The 17131-nt window shown below is 68.1% G+C and carries 13 protein-coding genes; 6 read left to right on the top strand and 7 right to left on the bottom strand.

The genetic code is table 11. The annotated features are described in order from the left end of the window. Positions 1-82 precede the first annotated feature (82 nt). Positions 83-2653 carry a GNAT family N-acetyltransferase gene (locus tag AB0E63_RS27005; RefSeq protein WP_360371939.1) on the top strand — a complete coding sequence of 857 codons (2571 nt, stop codon included), beginning with the start codon at positions 83-85 and terminating at the stop codon, positions 2651-2653. A 3-nt stretch (positions 2654-2656) separates the two neighbouring features. Here AB0E63_RS27005 and AB0E63_RS27000 read toward each other — a convergent pair whose 3' ends face one another. The 6 genes from AB0E63_RS27000 to AB0E63_RS26975 all read right to left on the bottom strand — a co-directional run bounded on the left by AB0E63_RS27000 (position 2657) and on the right by AB0E63_RS26975 (position 11039). Further along, the gene (locus AB0E63_RS27000; protein WP_360371936.1) at positions 2657-3478 is read right to left on the bottom strand and encodes an SAM-dependent methyltransferase; all 822 of its coding nucleotides are present in this window, start codon (positions 3476-3478) and stop codon (positions 2657-2659) included. Between the two features lie 211 nt (positions 3479-3689). Next, the gene (locus tag AB0E63_RS26995; protein WP_360371933.1) at positions 3690-3887 is read right to left on the bottom strand and encodes a hypothetical protein; all 198 of its coding nucleotides are present in this window, start codon (positions 3885-3887) and stop codon (positions 3690-3692) included. 158 nt (positions 3888-4045) lie between these two features. Next, positions 4046-5773 carry a malto-oligosyltrehalose trehalohydrolase gene (gene treZ, locus AB0E63_RS26990; protein WP_360371930.1) on the bottom strand — a complete coding sequence of 576 codons (1728 nt, stop codon included), beginning with the start codon at positions 5771-5773 and terminating at the stop codon, positions 4046-4048. A 5-nt stretch (positions 5774-5778) separates the two neighbouring features. Next, positions 5779-8184 (bottom strand): malto-oligosyltrehalose synthase, encoded by a 2406-nt coding sequence (gene treY / locus AB0E63_RS26985; RefSeq protein WP_360371927.1) that lies wholly within the window; start codon positions 8182-8184, stop codon positions 5779-5781. Further along, positions 8181-10295 (bottom strand): glycogen debranching protein GlgX, encoded by a 2115-nt coding sequence (glgX, locus tag AB0E63_RS26980; protein ID WP_360371924.1) that lies wholly within the window; start codon positions 10293-10295, stop codon positions 8181-8183. The genes treY and glgX overlap by 4 nt, the downstream gene beginning before the upstream one ends. Positions 10296-10679: 384 nt before the next feature. Continuing rightward, positions 10680-11039, bottom strand: a complete 360-nt coding sequence (locus AB0E63_RS26975) for a hypothetical protein (RefSeq protein ID WP_360371921.1) — start codon at positions 11037-11039, stop codon at positions 10680-10682. Positions 11040-11054: 15 nt separating this feature from the next. Between AB0E63_RS26975 and AB0E63_RS26970 the strand changes: the two genes are divergently transcribed. After that, a complete protein-coding gene (locus tag AB0E63_RS26970) occupies positions 11055-13121 on the top strand; it encodes a glycosyltransferase (RefSeq protein WP_360371918.1) in 2067 nt (688 codons plus the stop codon). Positions 13122-13216: 95 nt separating this feature from the next. After that, positions 13217-14161: a zinc metalloprotease gene (locus AB0E63_RS26965; protein ID WP_360371915.1), complete on the top strand. Its 945-nt coding sequence runs from the start codon at positions 13217-13219 to the stop codon at positions 14159-14161. A gap of 51 nt (positions 14162-14212) precedes the next feature. Here the strand turns inward: AB0E63_RS26965 and AB0E63_RS26960 are convergent, their stop codons facing one another. Continuing rightward, positions 14213-14878 carry a TetR/AcrR family transcriptional regulator C-terminal domain-containing protein gene (locus AB0E63_RS26960; protein ID WP_360371912.1) on the bottom strand — a complete coding sequence of 222 codons (666 nt, stop codon included), beginning with the start codon at positions 14876-14878 and terminating at the stop codon, positions 14213-14215. Between the two features lie 81 nt (positions 14879-14959). Between AB0E63_RS26960 and AB0E63_RS26955 the strand changes: the two genes are divergently transcribed. From AB0E63_RS26955 to AB0E63_RS26945, 3 genes are all read left to right on the top strand, one after another. Then, a complete protein-coding gene (locus tag AB0E63_RS26955) occupies positions 14960-15649 on the top strand; it encodes a DUF4386 domain-containing protein (protein WP_360371909.1) in 690 nt (229 codons plus the stop codon). 3 nt (positions 15650-15652) lie between these two features. Continuing rightward, entirely contained in the window at positions 15653-16444 is a 792-nt protein-coding gene (locus tag AB0E63_RS26950; protein WP_360371906.1) for a serine protease, read from the top strand. Between the two features lie 114 nt (positions 16445-16558). Beyond that, on the top strand, positions 16559-17131 hold a 573-nt coding region (locus AB0E63_RS26945), incomplete at its 3' end, for an FAD-dependent oxidoreductase (RefSeq protein WP_360371903.1).

The following is a 17131-nucleotide window of genomic DNA, read 5'->3' as shown; positions in this document are numbered from 1 at the left end:
CTCCAGCGACAATTGCCCTTGCGACCACGATTCCTGCTTTGTAAGTTAGCGCAGCCTAACCTAACTGAAACGAGGGCCCGTTGTGAATGCGAGGGTGTTCCGGGACGCGTACGGCGTTCCGCAGCTGCAGGCCGGAGACCCACTTGCCCTCGTCTATCTCCAAGGCGTCACCACCGCCCGGGACCGGGCCTGGCAGATCGAGCTCGAGCGCCGCCGGTACCTCGGGACGAGTGCGGCGTTCCTCGGTCCGGAAGCCGCCGGCTGGGACGTGTTCGCCCGGCAGGCCCGCCTCGCGGACACGGCTCAGCGCTGTTTCGAGGCGCTCGACGACGAGACCCGCGAGTGGATCACGGCGTACGTCGAAGGTGTCAACCACGGGCTCCCCGGTGGGGCGGCGCGCGCCCCGGAGTTCGCCGAGACCGGGCTGAAGCTGCAGGAGTGGGAGCCGTGGACGCCGCTCGGGATCTGGCTGGCGATCCACGTCCTGTTCGCGGGGTTCCCGTCGAAGCTGTGGCGGACGCATGTCGCCAAGCACCTCGGTGACGAGAACATCGAGTTGTTCAGCTCGGAGGGTCCGCGGACGGCCGGAAGCAATGGGTGGCTGATCCCCGGATCGCACACCGCCTCGGGGCAGCCGATCGTCGCGGGCGATCCCCATCGCTTCATCGAGAGTCCCGGTGTCTACCAGCAGATCCGGCTGACCTGCCCGGAGTACGACGTCCTCGGCCTCGCCGTCCCGGGGGTCCCGGGGATCGCGCACTTCGGCCACACCGGCAAGGTCGCCTGGGCGATCACCAACGCGATGTCCGACTACCAGGATCTGTACGCCGAACAACTCCGCCGGACCGAGTCCGGTGTCGAGGCCCTCGGGCCTGACGGGTGGACGTCCTGCACCAGGCACACCGAGGTGGTCGAGGTCGCCGGCGCGGATCCGATCGAGATCGAGGTGATCGAGACCGATCGCGGCCCGGTGATCATGGACGGTATCAGCCTGCGGTATCCGCCCCGAGTGACTGGCCGGCTGGGTTTCGAGGTGCTACCTAAGTTGCTTCAGGCAACCACTGTCGCTGACGTCGACGCGGCAGCGGAGATCTGGGTGGAGCCGGTCAACGTGATCCTCGCGGCCGACACCGCGGGCGGACTGCTGCATCGGACCGCCGGACTGGTCCCGCGGCGTCACCTCGACAACCGGCTCCGCGTCGTACCGGCCTGGGAAGCGGACCACCAGTGGGACGGCTGGCACGATCCGATGCCGCGGGCAACCGTCGACGGTCCGGCCGTGATGGCGAACGCGCGCGAGCTGGCGGCGCCGCTGGGCGTGGAGTTCGCGGCCTTGCATCGGTCTCATCGGATCCGGGACCTGATCGCCACGCGGTCCGACTGGTCGGTCGGCGAGATGCCTGAGATCCACACCGACACCTTCCTCGGATCGGCGGGCTCGATCCTGGATCTCCTGGCCGGCTTGGCGGATCTGTCTCCGGAAGCCGTTGCCCTACGCACCGAGTTGCTCGACTGGGATCGCCGGATGGACGCCGCGAGTACGACGGCGTCGTCGTACGCCGCACTCCGCAAGGCGCTCGTGTCCCGGCTGGCCGATCACTTCATGGTGCTCGAGAACGCCGAGTGCACGGAGCTGTTCGCGCCGTGGATGGACACGCTCACGCATGTCTCGTACGCGGTGGAGAACCTGCTGAGTGCGGACCTCCCGGACATCAATGTGAGCTGGCTGACGCGGGAGGCGCTCGAGGAGGTCGCAGGCCGGAAGCCCCGGCCGCCATGGGGTGAAACCCATCAGCTGGCGCCGCTGCATGCGCTGCGGGGTCCGGTCTTCGCAGCGGACGAGGAGCCGTTCGATCTCGGCCTGTCCGGAGACCACCACTGCGTCATGTCGACATCGAGCCTGCCCGGTCTGACCGACGTGTGCATCCGCGCCTCCGCCGCCCGCTATGCCTGGGACCTGGCCGATCGGTCCGCCAGCGCCTGGGTCGTGCCGCTGGGTGCGTCCGGCGTACTCGGGGATGCTCATCACCACGACCAGCTCCCGTTGTGGTTGAGCGGAACGCTGGCTCCGGTCCGGGGTGAACTCACTAGGGAGGATCGGAGCTTCACCACGGAGGTCGACGGTCTCGGCACGGTTCACCTCGAGGAGTCCGATCCCGAGCGGGACCTCGATCTCATCTACGAGTGGGTGACGGCCGAGCGGGCGACGTTCTGGGGAATGGGTGAGCTGTCTCGGGACGAGGTTGCCGCGACGTACCGGTTCCTGGACTCGGTGCCGACGCACCACGTTTACGTCGTACGACTGGACGACGTACCGGTGGCGCTGTTGCAGACCTACGATCCGCAGGCGGATCCGGCGGGGGCGGCGTACGACGTCGAGGCCGGGGACCTCGGGCTGCACCTACTGATCGCGCCCGGGGAGCGCCGGCCGGGCTTCACCGGCCAACTGCTCGGCGCACTGGCTGAGTTCATCTTCGGCCACCTCGGGCATCCGCGCTTGGTGGTCGAACCGGACATCCGCAACACCCGAGCCATCGACCGCTTCCATCGCACCGGCTTCACCCTCGGCCGGGCAGCCAAGATCACCCACCCGGACGGCACCACGAAAACAGCCCAGTTCGCCTTCCTCACCCGGGAAGCGTTCTACGGCTGAAGGTCAGTTCTTGACGGCGAGGACTGCGGCGATCAGGCGTTGCCAGTCGGTGAGTTCTTCGGGGGCGTCGGGGTTGCGCCAGTTGACCGCGGGCACCAGGCCGGGGTCGAGGACGGTGAAGCCGTCGCCGAAGAGCGCGAGAATCTGCTCGTCGGTGCGCCAGCGGCCGCGGCCGAGGGAACCCTGCAGGACCTGCTCCAGCTCCTGGCTGCGCGGGTCGTTCTCGCTGCGGAAGTGGCTGATGAAGACGTAGCTGCCGGACGCGATCCGGTCGTACCAGAACCGGACCAGGCCGGCCGGGTCCTCGTCGTCGTTGACGTGGTGCAGCGTGGCGCTGAAGACGACCGCGACCGGCTGGTCGAAGTCGATCAGCCGCGCGTCCTCGCTGTCGTAGATCGCCTTCGGGTCGCGCAGGTCGGCCTGGAGGACGGTGGTGTTCTCGTTCTCCGCCAGCAGGGCTCGGCCGTGGGCGAGCACGATCGGGTCGTTGTCGACGTACAGGACCTTCGCCTCGGGCGCGTACCGCTGGGCGACCTGGTGGACGTTGTCCGCGGTAGGCAGACCGCTGCCCAGGTCGACGAACTGCCGGACCGGGGTGCTGGTGATGATCTCGCGGATCGCCCGGACCAGCGCGCCGCGGTTGTCCGGGGCGATCTGCCGGGAGCCGGGCAGGTCGTTGATGAACTTGTCCCCGAAGGCCCGGTCGATGGCGAAGTTGTCCTTGCCGCCGAGCAGGTAGTCGTACGTGCGGGCGATACTCGGCCTGCTCACGTCGAACCCGGGGAACGGTGCGTTCTCCGTGACCTGCTCGTCTGCATCGGCCATCGCGGCGGTCCTTCCGATCCGGTGGTGACAGCAGTCACTCTAGGCGACCCCGGAACTACCTCGCTCGGCACCCCGGCCAGTCTTTGCGCACCCTTGTCCTACCGGCCGGTCAGCGGGCATGCCGCAACGGCCGTCGGGTTCCGGCACGACGGCCGCTGTGCTACCGGCTGAGTGCGGTGACTTGGTCTGGCGGGCCCTGCCACCGGGTGTCTCAGGTCAGGACGGTCTTGGACTTGTCGCGCTCGCGGGCGGCCGGATGGCGCTCGCGGGGTGGCTCGTGCACCGAGAGGTCAGCGGTGCGTGGAGCCGGGCACACGGGGCCGCGGTGAATCGGTCCGCCTCCCAGCCGCCGGCTCTTCCACTGCTTCTCTTCGTAGTCGTAGTAAGTGTCGACGCCTCCGACTGTCATCCAGTTCCTCCCGTCGAACCCCCCGTCCCCTGCTGGCCAATCCACAGTCCGTCACGAGACCCCTGTCACACAAGCGATTCCTGAAATCACCATCGATCAACAGGGTCGAACGCCTTGTTCTGTTGGATTCCGCCGGAAATGTGCGTCCTTGGAAAGTCTCAGACAGCAATGATCGCAACGCCGTGAGCTGGCAACCGGACACCGTCGGTGACCGTGTCCGCGTCCCCGAAGGCCATCACCACCCACGACGGAGCCTCGTCGACCGGTACGACGGCCTCGCGGGCCGCCAGGTTCGCCACCACCCGGAGGCTGCCACGGGCCACGACCAGCCAGTCCCCGCCGGGATCGAACGAGATGCCGACCGAGCCCAGATCGTCGTTGCGCAGCTCCGGCATCCGGGCGCGGAACGTCAGCAGGTGGTGGTACCACGCCCACAACTCCCGGTGCGGTGACGCGTCCAGCTCGGACCAGTCGAGCACCGAACTGCGCCAGGTTTCGGGGTCCTGCGGGTCCGGAATCTCGTCGGCGTTCCAGCCGTGCGCTGCGAACTCGCGCCGCCGGCCGGTCCGGACCGCTTCGGCCAGCGCGGGCTCGTCGAAGTCGGTGAAGAACCGCCACGGCGTCGAGGCACCCCACTCCTCGCCCATGAACAGCATTGGTGTGTACGGCGAGGTGACCACGAGCGCGGCGCCGATCGCGAGCTGGCCGGGTGTGAGCGCGGGCCGGTCACCGAGGGCGCGGTTGCCGATCTGGTCGTGGTTCGACGTGTAGGCGAGGAACTCGGTCCCGTGATGCTTCGCCGGATTGACCGGCCGGCCCCAGTCCGCACCGCGGAAGGTCGAGTACGACCCGTCGTGCAGGAACACGCGAGTCAGGGTCTTCGCGAACACCTCCGGCGCACCGAAGTCCACGTAGTACCCGAATCGCTCACCGGTCAGCAGTGAGTGCAGCGCATGGTGGAAGTCGTCGCTCCACTGCGCGGTCATCCCGAGCCCGCCCTCGGCCACCGGTTCGACCGTGCGCGGTTCGTTGAGATCCGACTCGGCCACCAGACCCAACGGCCGGCCGAGCTCAGTGGACAGGTCCGCGGTCTCCAACGACAGCTGCGCGAGCAGATGCATCGGGCTGTCGTCGACGAGCGCGTGAACGGCGTCCAGCCGCAGAGCGTCGACATGGAAGGAGTCGAACCACCGGAGTGCGTTGTCACAGATCCACCGGCGTACCTCGGTGCTGCCGGTGTCGTCGAGGTTGACCGCCGGACCCCATGGCGTCGTGTGGTTGTCGGTGAAGTACGGACCGAAGCTGGCCAGGCGGTTCCCACTAGGACCGAGGTGGTTGTAGACGACGTCGAGACACACGGCCAGTCCGGCGTCGTGACAGTGGTTGACGAACCGCTGTAGTGCTTCCGGGCCGCCATAGGGCTCGTGGACGGCGTACAGATGGACACCGTCGTACCCCCAGCCGTGGCGGCCTGGGAACGCAGCGACCGGCAGCAGTGAGATGACCTCGACGCCTAGCAGCGCCAGATAATCCAGGTGCTCCGCGGCCGCGTCCAGCGTGCCTTCCGGGGTGAACGTCCCGATGTGCAGCTCGTAGAACACCGAGCCGCGCACATCCCGGCCCATCCAGTCTTCGTCCGTCCACGTGAAGCGGTCCGCCTCGAACACTCGACTGAAGCCATGAACGCCGTCGGCCTGCCAGGCACTGCGTGGATCAGGCAGTGGCTCGCCGCCGTCGACGGAGAACGCGTAGTCGGTGCCGTGGCGCGCCTCGACCACCTCCCGCTTCCACCAGCCGTCGGCCGCCCAGCGCATCGGCAGTACGCCGTCCCGCAGCACCAGGTCCACCGACGACGCGGCGGGCGCCCACACCGAGAACGTGTGCATCTGGTTCAGCTCCTGACGAGCAGAGCTACTGGGAGATCTTCCAGGAGCTCGTGGATCCGGGCAGCCCCACTACCCACTTCGCGACCGGTCAACACGTTCTTCCATTGTCCACTCGGCAACACCACAGTGCTGTCACCCCAGCCACCGAGGCGGTGCAGCGCCGCGGGCAGTCTGGTCGCCACAGTGAGGACTGCGTCGCCACGGGCGAAGGCGACCGCGTGACCGTTGGAGGTCGGGAGCGGGGCGTAGCTACCGGCGAACGCCTCCGGGTACTGCCGGCGGACGCGCAGCGCCCGCGAGGTGACGAGCAGCTTCTCGTCGGACAGGTCGTCCGGCTTGGCGCCGTCGTCCAGCCTGCGCAGCCGGTGGATCCGGTGCTGGTAGTCCACTGGCCGCCGGTTGTCCGGGTCCACCAGCGACAGGTCGACCAATTCCGTGCCCTGGTAGACATCCGGTACGCCGGGCATCGTGAGCTGGACCAGCTTCTGGCCGAGCGTGGCCGCCCGGACGAACTCGGTCTGTCTGGCGGCGAAGCGTCGTACCGACTCGAGTACGGCGTCATCGTTCAGAACTGCCGTAGTGAAGGCGGCGACGGCCTGCTCGTACTCCTCGTCCGGCGAAGTCCACGTGGTGTGGCGCTTGGCCTCGCGGACCGCCTTGAGCAGATAGGTCTGCAAGCGATCCTCGGAGAGCGGGCCGCCGTCCCAGGTGCCGAAGAGCGTCTGCCAGAACAGGTACTCCGTACTCCCGTCCAGCACCGGACTCCGGTGATCCTCCGACAACCGCCGCCACTCGCGGACCGCCTCGGACCAGGCCGCGGGCTGCTCCGACAGCACACCGAGCCGCGCACGCACGTCCTCGGACCGCTTGGTGTCGTGAGTGGACAGCGTGGTCATCGTCTTCGGCCAGTGCTGGTTCAGCCGGGCCGCGAAGGCGTGGAACTCCTCCGGTGTCACACCGAAGTGCTCCGGGTCCCCACCGACCTCGTTCAACGACGTGAGCCGGAACCACCGGTAGAACGCGGTGTCCTCGACGCCCTTCGCCATAACGGGTCCACAGGTCTGCTGGAACCGCACGATCAGCTCGTGCCGCGCGTGCTCGTCGATCCGGCTCGCGGTCCCGGTCTCCTGGCCGAGCAGCAGGTGCAGTACGACGTCCAGCGTTTCCTGCCGGTCCTCATCGAGGTTCTCCCGAGCCTTCGCGGCGGCCCGCTCCAACGCGTGCATCGCCCTCGCGGACGGCTGCTCACCGGGTACGACGTACGCGCGGTAGACGTCGAAGTGGACGAGCAGCTCGACGACCACCTCGTGGAACGCACGCCGGGTGTGGTCACGCAGCCGAACGTCCTCCTGGCAGATGTGCGCGAGGAGCTCGACGAGTCGATGGACCTCGGCGTACTGCCCTTGCCTGACCACCTCCCGTTTCGCCTCTTCCACCACCGGGCTGAAGTCGGCGGGGGCGCCAGACAGCTCGGAGTGCAAGGCCGCCAGCGGTGCGGCCCCGGCGGGGTCCACGAACAGACCCCCGACGCGGAGGAGAGCGTCGTACCCGGTGGTGCCGGCGCAGGGCCAGTCACTCGGCAGCTCTTCGTCACCTTCGAGGATCTTCTCGACCACAACCCAGGCACCGGCGGTGCGCTCGGCCAGACGCCGCAGATAGCCACGCGGGTCGGCCAGGCCGTCCGGATGGTCGATGCGGAAGCCGTTGAGCTTGCCCTCGTGCAGAAGCTCCAGCAGCAGCTCGTGCGTGGCATCGAAGACCTCCTGCGTCTCCACGCGCACCGCGGCGAGGGTGTCCACATCGAAGAAGCGCCGGTAGTTCAGTTCCTCGTCAGCGACCCGCCAGTGCGCGAGGCGGTACCACTGCTCGGTCACCAGCTCCGCGATCGGCAGGTTCTCGGTGCCCGGCCGGAGTGGGTACTCGTGGTCGTAATACCGCAGTACGTCGCCCTCGACCGACAGCTCGCCGTCCGCCAGCACCCTCCCGATCCGCTGACCGAGCACCGCCATCAACAACGGCTGGTTCCCCGAACCCCAGTCCACGTCGAACCACTCGGCGTACGGCGAACCCGGACCGTCCCGCAGCACCGACCAGAGCGCCGTGTTGAGCCGCGCCGGTGTCGGCACGGCCACGTGGTTGGGTACGACGTCCGCTACGGCCCCCATGAGATGGTCGGCCAGCCGTGTCGCGAGCCGATCGAACGCAGGGCGACCGCCGGCCGGTTCGGAAAGGCGGCTGTGGTCCACCACGTCGTACCCGTGGGTGGAACCGGGCGCGGCCTGGAGGATCGGGGACAGGTAGGCGTGGGAGATCCCGAGGCCGTGCAAGTACGGAACTACTGCCGCGGCGTCGTCGAAACCGAACTCGGCGCGCAACTGCAACCGATATGTGGCCTGCGGGACCCCGGTCATCCGGCCGCCCGCGCCCGGGTCAGGACGAGGGTGCTGCGGGACTCCAGCCGCACTGTGCTCCCGGCGGCATGCGGCTCGTCGGTCGCGGTTCCCTGGGCGGTCGTCGTGTCCACGACCACGGTCCACTCCTCGCCGTACTCCTTGGGCGGGAGGAGGAAGTCGACCGGCTCGTGGTCGCTGTTCAGCAGGATCAGGAACGAGTCGTCGACCACGGGCTCGCCGCGCGGGTCCGGCTCGGAGATCGCGTCGCCGTTCAGGAAGACCGCGATCGCGCGGGCGTCGTCGCGCTGCCAGTCACCGTTCTGCATCTCGGTGCCCTTCGGCGTGAACCAGACCAGGTCGCCGAGTCCGTCGACGCCGGTGTCGCCGTGGAAGAAGCGGCGGCGGCGCAGCACCGGATGGTTGTTGCGCAGCTTGACCACGGCCTGGGTGAAGGCGAGCAGATCCTTCTGCGAGTCGGTCAGTTGCCAGTCGACCCAGGAGATCTCGTTGTCCTGGCAGTAGACGTTGTTGTTGCCGCTCTGCGTCCGGCCGAGCTCGTCGCCGTGGGCAACCATCGGCACGCCTTGCGAGATCAGCAGTGTGGTGAGGAAGTTGCGCTGCTGCCTGGCCCGCAGCCGCAGCACCTCAGGGTCGTCGGTCGCGCCCTCGGCGCCGCAGTTCCACGAGCGGTTGTGGCTCTCGCCGTCCTTGCCGCCCTCGCCGTTCGCCTCGTTGTGCTTGTCGTTGTAGGAGACCAGGTCGCGCAGCGTGAAGCCGTCGTGCGCGGTGATGAAGTTGATGCTGGCCAGCGGCCGGCGGCTGTCGTCCTGGTACAGATCGGACGAACCGGTCAGCCGGGACGCGAACTCGGCCAGCGTGTACTTCTCGCCGCGCCAGTAGTCCCGCACGGTGTCGCGGAACTTCCCGTTCCACTCGGTCCACAGCGGTGGGAAGTTCCCCACCTGGTAGCCGCCGTCGCCGACGTCCCACGGCTCGGCGATCAGCTTCACCTGGCTCACCACCGGGTCCTGCTGGACCAGGTCGAAGAACGCCGACAGCCGGTCGACCTCGTGGAACTGCCGGGCCAGGGTGGCCGCCAGGTCGAACCGGAACCCGTCGACGTGCATCTCGGTGACCCAGTAGCGCAGCGAGTCCATGATCAGCTGCAGCACGTGCGGGTGCCGCATCAGCAGGCTGTTCCCGGTGCCGGTGGTGTCGTAGTAGTGCGACCTGTCCTGGTCGACCAGGCGGTAGTACGCCGCGTTGTCGATGCCCTTGAACGACAACGTCGGGCCGAACTCGTTGCCCTCGGCGGTGTGGTTGTAGACCACGTCGAGGATCACCTCGATGTCGGCCTCGTGCAGCGCCTTCACCATGGTCTTGAACTCGGTCACCTGCTGACCGCGGGTCCCGCCGGCGGCGTAGTCGTTGTGCGGCGCGAAGAAGCCGATCGTGTTGTAACCCCAGTAGTTCTTCAGGCCGAGCTCCTGCAGGTGACCGTCCTGGGCGAACTGGTGGATCGGCATCAGCTCGATCGCGGACACCCCGAGCTCTTTGAGGTGGTCGATGATGGCCGGGTGCCCGATCCCGGCGTACGTGCCGCGGATGTCCTCCGGCAGCGCCGGGTGGGTCTTGGTCAGGCCCTTCACATGCGCCTCGTAGATCACCGTCTCGTGGTACGCGTGCCCCGGCGGGCGGTCGTTGCCCCAGTCGAAGAACGGGTTCGTCACCACCGAGAGCATGGTGTGCTCGCGGTTGTCCATCGTGTTCAGCTCGTCGGGCTTGGCGAACCGGTAGCTGAACAGCGACTCGTCCCCGTCGATCTGGCCGTCGATCGCTTTCGCGTAAGGATCCAGCAGCAGCTTGGACGGGTTGCACCGATCTCCCCCGGCCGGGTTGTACGGCCCATGCACCCGGAACCCGTACCGCTGTCCCGGCTGCACCGCCGGCAGGAACGCGTGCCAGACGAACCCGTCCACCTCGGTCAGCTGGACCAGCTGCTCATCCCCGTCTTCGTCGATCAGCGCCAGATCTACTCGTTCCGCAACCTCCGAGAACACCGCGAAGTTCGTCCCGGCACCGTCGAAGGTGGCGCCGAGAGGATAAGGACGGCCAGGCCATTTCTGCACCAGATGACAGTAGCCACCCCCACCCCCGAAGGAGGTATGGCGGGGTACTTTGCTGCCGAGAATTAACCCCGGTCCGTGGCCGATTCACTACGCTCCGAGGTACTTCGGTAAGTGACTGCCGTGACCCGTGGGTAACGAGTAGAGTCTTGGCCTTGTGAAATCGCCTTCCGCCCGGCGACCTGTCTTCCTCGACTCGACCGGGCAACGCCGTCGTGCTCTGCGCAAGGCCGGCGCGTTCCTCGCCATACCGTTTGTCGGCTACCTGATCCTGATGACCAGCAGTCTGCTCGGCGGTCCTCGCCTGGACACCCCGCTGGTCCCGCTACCCGAGACAGCCACGAAGCCCAAGCATCGGCCGCAGATTACTCCACCACCGGCCGCCATTCAAACGATCGAATCAACTCCGGGCCCTGACGGGTCGAGCGAGCCGAGCAGCACGCCGTCGGACACGCCGGGGAGCACGCCCTCGACTACCCCGACCGTTCTGACGTCCCCGGGCGTCCCCTCGACTCCGGGTGTCCCAGTGACGCCGACTGTCGCCCCGACGACCCACACCACCGGCTCACCCAGCGTGCCGCCCGGCAACCCGACGGCAGTGCCGACCTTGACACCGACGCCGGCACTGACGACGACCGCACACAGCGGCAACAAGCCCACGACGCCTCCCGGCCAGACGAAGACGCCCGGCAAGCCGTGAGCCGGCCGGTCGCACGACGCGCCAAGCCGGTCCCGCTCCGCACCCATTGGGTCGTCCTGACCATGTTGCTCGTCTGTCTGTCGAGCATGCTGCTCCTGAACGGCTACACGCATCACATGTTCGGCGCGGAGCCCGACGGCGCGGTCAGGTCACCCGGCAAGCTCGGCGGAGCGCCGCCGTCGATCGTCAAGGGTGGGCCGGTCATCGACGCCGGCCAGGGACAGCCGAGGTCGGTGTCACCGAAGCCCCGGACCATCGCGCTCACCTTCGACGATGGACCGGATCCGGTCTGGACTCCCAAGATCCTCGACTTACTGAAGGCCGAGCACGTGCACGCGACCTTCTTCGTCGTCGGCACCGCCGTCGCCGAACACCCGGACCTGGCCCGCCGGATCGTTGCTGAAGGCCACCAAATCGCGGTGCACACCTTCACGCACGCGAACCTGACCACCGCGGCGGGCTGGCGCCGGGACCTCGAGCTGCGACAGAGCCAGTCGATCCTGGCCGGTGCGACCGGCGTCACCACGACGCTGCTCCGGCCGCCGTACTCGTCGGTGCCGTCCGAACTGACCGACCGCGACTGGGAGACCATCGAGGCCACCCGCAAGGCCGGCTACCTGACCGTGCTGAACAGCCAGGACAGCGAGGACTGGCGCCGGCCGGGCACGACGCAGATCATCGCCAACTCGATGCCGCGCAGCAGGGCCGGACAGGTGCTGCTGATGCACGACGCCGGTGGTGACCGCAGCGAGACCGTTGAGGCGCTGTCCAAACTCGTCCCGAGGCTGAAGGCCCGCGGATTCCGGTTCGCCACCGTCAGCGACGCCGTCGGCCTGCCGGACCCGACGCGGAAGGCCGGCCTGATGGACCGAGGCCGCGGTCTCACGATGATCTGGGCGATGCGGATCAGCGACGGCATCCTGAAGCTCCTCACCTGGCTGCTGTACGCCGCCGGGGCCCTGGCCGTGTTGCGGGCGATCACCACGCTGATCGCGGCGCGGCGTCATGCCCGGATGCGGGACTGGTTGTACGGACCGCCGGTGACCGAGCCGGTCAGTGTGATCGTCCCCGCGTACAACGAGAGCGCGGGGATCGAGGCCGCGATCAGATCCCTGGTGGCCTCGGACCATCCGCTCGAGGTGATCGTGGTCGACGACGGTTCGACCGACGGTACGGCGGACCTCGTCGAGTCACTGCGAATCCCCGGAGTCCGGGTCATCCGGCAGGCCAACGCCGGCAAACCAATCGCGCTCAACACCGGTCTGCAGGCCGCCCGGTTCGAGCTGATCGTGATGGTCGACGGGGACACGGTGTTCGAGCCGGACGCCGTCCGGATGCTCATCCAGCCGTTCGGGCATCCGGCCGTCGGTGCGGTCTCCGGCAACGCCAAGGTGGGCAACCGCGGCGGGCTGCTGGGTCGCTGGCAGCACATCGAGTACGTGATCGGGTTCAACCTGGACCGGCGGCTGTTCGACCTGGCCGAGTGCATGCCCACCGTGCCGGGTGCGGTCGGCGCGTTCCGTCGTACGGCGCTGGAACGGATCGGTGGACTGAGCGACGTGACGCTCGCGGAGGACACCGATCTGACGATGGCGTTGTGCCGGGACGGGTGGCGCGTGGTCTTCGAGGAGCGCGCAGTGGCGTGGACGGAGGCTCCGGCGTCGCTCGATGCACTGTGGCGGCAGCGGTACCGCTGGTGCTACGGCACGATTCAGGCGATGTGGAAGCACCGGGGTGCCTGGGTGCAGCGCGGCCAGGCCGGGAAGCTCGGTCGGCGCGGGCTGACCTACCTGATGCTCTTCCAGGTGCTCCTGCCGCTGCTCGCGCCCGTGGTCGACGTGTTCTCGATCTACGGCCTGGTGTTCCTCGACCCGGTGCGGGTGCTGCTGGTCTGGCTCGGCTTCATGGTCGTGCAGTTGGGCATGGGCCTGTACGCGTTCCGCCTGGACGGTGAACGGGCCGGGCCGTTGTGGACGCTGCCGCTGCAGCAGTTCGTCTACCGGCAGCTGATGTACCTGGTGGTCATCCAGTCCGTGTTCACCGCACTCGCCGGCACCCGGCTGCGCTGGCAAAGGATGGAACGCTACGGAAGTCTGCAGGCGCCCGCGAGCACCGAAGGATTTCCCTAGACCGTGCGCCGACCGCTTCCTGGGCAGGAACTTCTTGCCGAGGATGCCGGGCAACCGGCCGCCCGCCCAGCGGCCCGACCCGGAGGAGCGCAGCTATGCGATCTTTCATCACCCGTCCACGCGCCGCGGCAGTCCTGCTGGCCAGCTCGGCGCTGTTGTTCACTCCGCTCGGTGGCCAGGCTTCGGCCCGGGTGCCGGCGGACCGACTGCCGGCGGCTGACTGTTTCGTGCCACCGGCCGGCGCCGCCGCCAAGGGCGGTCACGGCCCGGACACCCGGGACATCACGGTCGCCGAGCAGAAGGCGATCGAAGCCCGCACGGCCCAGCTACTGAAGGCCAAGGCCGCGCGCGGGATCGCCGTACCTAAGGGTGCGCTGGCCGCCGCGAGCGTCCCCGTCTACGTGCACGTGATGCGTGACGCGGCCGGGAACGGTGACGTCACCGACACCCAGATCTCGCAGCAGATCGCCGTACTGAACAAAACGTACGCCGGTCAGGAGTCGTCGGAGGCGGCGAACACCGGCTTCACCTTCACGCTGGCCGGTGTCGACCGGTTCAACAACAGCAATTGGCACAAGGACAAGCAGAGCAGCACCTACCGCAAGCAGACCCGCAAGGGCGGCGCGAACGCCCTGAACATCTGGCTGGTCGACTTCGCCTACCTCGGCATCGCGACCTTCCCGTGGGACTACGACCGCAGCCCGGGGATCGACGGCATCCGGGTGCACTACGACTCGCTGCCGGGCGGCGGGATCGCCAACTACAACCTCGGTGAGACCGCGACCCACGAGGCCGGGCACTGGCTGGGGCTCTACCACACCTTCCAGGGTGGCTGCACGAGCACGAACGACGAGGTGTCCGACACCCCGGCGCAGAGCAGCTCCACCAACGGCTGTCCCACCGGGCGCGACTCCTGCTCGTTGCCTGGTCTTGACCCGATCCACAACTACATGGATTACTCCTACGACACTTGCTACAACCAGTTCACGCCAGGCCAGAGCACCCGCATGAGCAACATGTGGACCGCCTACCGAGCCTGAGCACTCGACGTGGTCACCCCGGCATGCGTGGCCGGGGTGACCACTTTGTTTTCACCGTGGGGTGATGCCGTCGAGGAGGCGGTGGAGACCCCAGAGGTACTGGTCGGTGGTGACGTAGCGGGACATCGTCGGCGCGGCGGCGGCCGAGCGGGGGAAGACGTCCGGCGGGATCTGGTCGAAGGCGGCCCGGCGCCGGGCAACGCGGTCCGCCTCGGGCGGTAGCGGGCCGGGGTCGGTCTCGTCGGCGACCTCGAGGGCGATCGCGCCCAGGACGTAGGTGATCAAGAGGTACGTCGACCGGGCGGCGTCGGCCGGGTCCAGTCCGGCACCGCTGAACAGCTCGAGCAGGCGCTCGTTCAGGGCCGTCGTCCGCGGACCGTCCATCGGGCCACTCAGCAGCAACGCGGCGGCGCCCGGATGCGCGACCAGTTGCTCACGCAGCTCGATCGCCAGCGCCTCGATCCGGTCCCGCCACGGCCGGCTCTCGTCGGCGAAGGCGCCCGTGCCGGCCTCGCCGAGCAGCTTCTCCACCAGCCCGCGGATCACCGCGGCCTTGTCCGGGAAATAGGTGTAGACCGCGTTCGGCGCGACGCCGACCTGAGCCGCGATCCCCCGGATCGACGCCTGCCCGGTCTCATCCAGGAGCCGCAGCGCCGCGTCCAGCAGGTCGTCCTCGGTCAACGTCCGGCGTGGTCCGGGCCGGCCTCTCGTCGCCATGCGTACCTCCTTAACTCTGGACAGCGTACAGGATTAGGTGCACACTAATTCTGTACGCCGTACAATTTCTTGGGAGGGGACATGCGCCGTACCACTGGAGTTCTGTTCATCGTCGCGGCGGTCAGCTTCGCCATCGCCGCGTCCGTCCTGTCCGCGACCTTCGACTGGCCGGACATCCTGCGCGAGCCGGCCGACAAGGTGCTGACCGAGTACACCGACGGCGGGACCAGCCTGACCTGGACCTGGTTCGCCGTCGCGTGGACCTACGGGTTGCTGGCGATCCCGATCCTGATGTTGCCTAGAGCAATCAATCGGGAGAGCTCTACGCTGTTGCGGATCGCCACCGTGCTCGGCGCGACTTCCGTACTGTTGTCGCTGATCGGCTTCCTGCGCTGGGTTTTCGTCGTACCGCCGCTGGCTCGCGCTCACGCCGCGGGCGACACAGGGGTCGCGGCCGCGTGGACCGCGCAGCATCAGTACGGCGGCGCACTGATCGGCGAACACCTGGGCGAGTTGCTCGGGATCGCCTGGAGCGTCGGGGTCAGCGTGTTCATCCTGCGGACCTCCGTACTGCCGCGGTGGATCGGCTGGGCGGGCTTGGTGGCGGGCGTCCTCTATCTGGCCAACCAGGGCGACATCCTGTCGACCGCCGTACCGGACTTCCCGGTGTGGGACGCGGCCGGACTGCTCGGGAGCACGGCGTGGGGCGTGTGGACCATCCTGCTCGGTGTGGGACTTTACCTAAGGCAATCAAGGTCTCACTTGGAGTAGTCGATGCTGAAACGCGCCACGCTTCTCGCCGGTGTTCTCCTACTGGTCACGGCGGGGTCGGTCTCCGCGTCCACGATCTCGGAGAAGCCGCTCGTCGTCGGGGGGACGCTGGCGAGTGTGACCGAGGCGCCGTGGGCGGTGGTGCTGACGAACACGCAGTCCGCCCGACCGACCGGGCGGTGGTGTGGCGCGGTCCTGGTGAGGCCGGACAAGCTCGTCACTGCGGCGCACTGCATGATCAAGCCCGCGTCGACGTACGCCGCTATCCAGGGGCGGGCCGATCTGACGGATGACAGCACCGGACAGGTGTCCGGGATCAGCAAGGTGTGGATCCATCCCGGGTACAGCACGAACGACAGCCACAACGACTTCGCCGTACTGACGCTGTCGAAGCCGTTCACCGATGTCCCGGTGCTCGGGCTGGAGACGAACCCCAAGGCCGACCGGCGGGGCGTCGTACCGACGGTCTACGGCTGGGGCGACACCGACGGCACCGGTCCCGAGGACACGCTGCAGAAGCTCGCCGTCCCGGACCTCGGCGACGCCACCTGCCTGGCCAACAAGGAGTACGTCGCCAACGGGTACGCCGCCGCCTCGAACATCTGCGCCGGCTACCTCGACGGCACCGCCGACACCTGCCAAGGCGACTCCGGCGGCCCGTTGGTCCTCAACGGCCGCCTGCTCGGCCTGGTCTCCTGGGGCAAGGGTTGCGCCGAGCCCGGTTTTCCTGGCGTTTACGCGGAAATCGCCCCTGTCGTCAAGGTGCTACGGGCTCAGCTCCAACAGGTTCGTTAGCCCGAAACATACCTGTCAGTACCGGTCTCAGTTCGTCACCGCCCGGACACAGTCCGAAAACATCAAGTCCTTACCTTTCTGGTCAGCTACCCCGTTGTCCAGTGAGGAGAAGGCATGGCGCAGACCAGACGTCAGTTCCTGCAACAGGTCGGTATCACCGGTGGAGCCGGTGTGCTGTACTCCACGATGTCGGCGCTCGGCCTCACGGGCGTCGCTGAGACGCCCGCGTACGCCGCCCCGTCGCGGGTCGAGCTGAACGGCCGCGGCACCAAGCACGTCGTCGTCCTCGGCGCCGGGATCTCCGGCCTGACTTCGGCGTACGAACTGCTCAAGGCCGGCTACAAGGTCACCCTGCTGGAGGCCCGCAACCGGCCCGGTGGCCGCAACTGGACGGTCCGCGGCGGCACCGTGGAGACCGATCTGGCCGGAAACACCCAGCGGGCGACGTTCTCGCCCGGCCAGTACATGAACGCCGGCCCGGGCCGTCTTCCGCAGCACCACGTGACGCTGGACTACTGCCGTGAGCTCGGCGTCGCGATCGAGCCGTTCGTCAACCAGAACGCCGACGCGTACCTCTACCGCGAAGGCGCTACAGCCCTGTCCAACAAGGCGATCCGGCACCGGACGGCCAAGGCGGATGTCTACGGCTACGTGGCCGAACTGCTCGCCACGGTCACGGATCAGGGC

This window comes from Kribbella sp. NPDC026596 (assembly GCF_040638415.1).
Classification (GTDB): Bacteria; Actinomycetota; Actinomycetes; order Propionibacteriales; family Kribbellaceae; genus Kribbella.
Note: the sequence above shows the minus strand (reverse complement) of the source record. Positions and strands in the feature narration are given on the sequence as shown.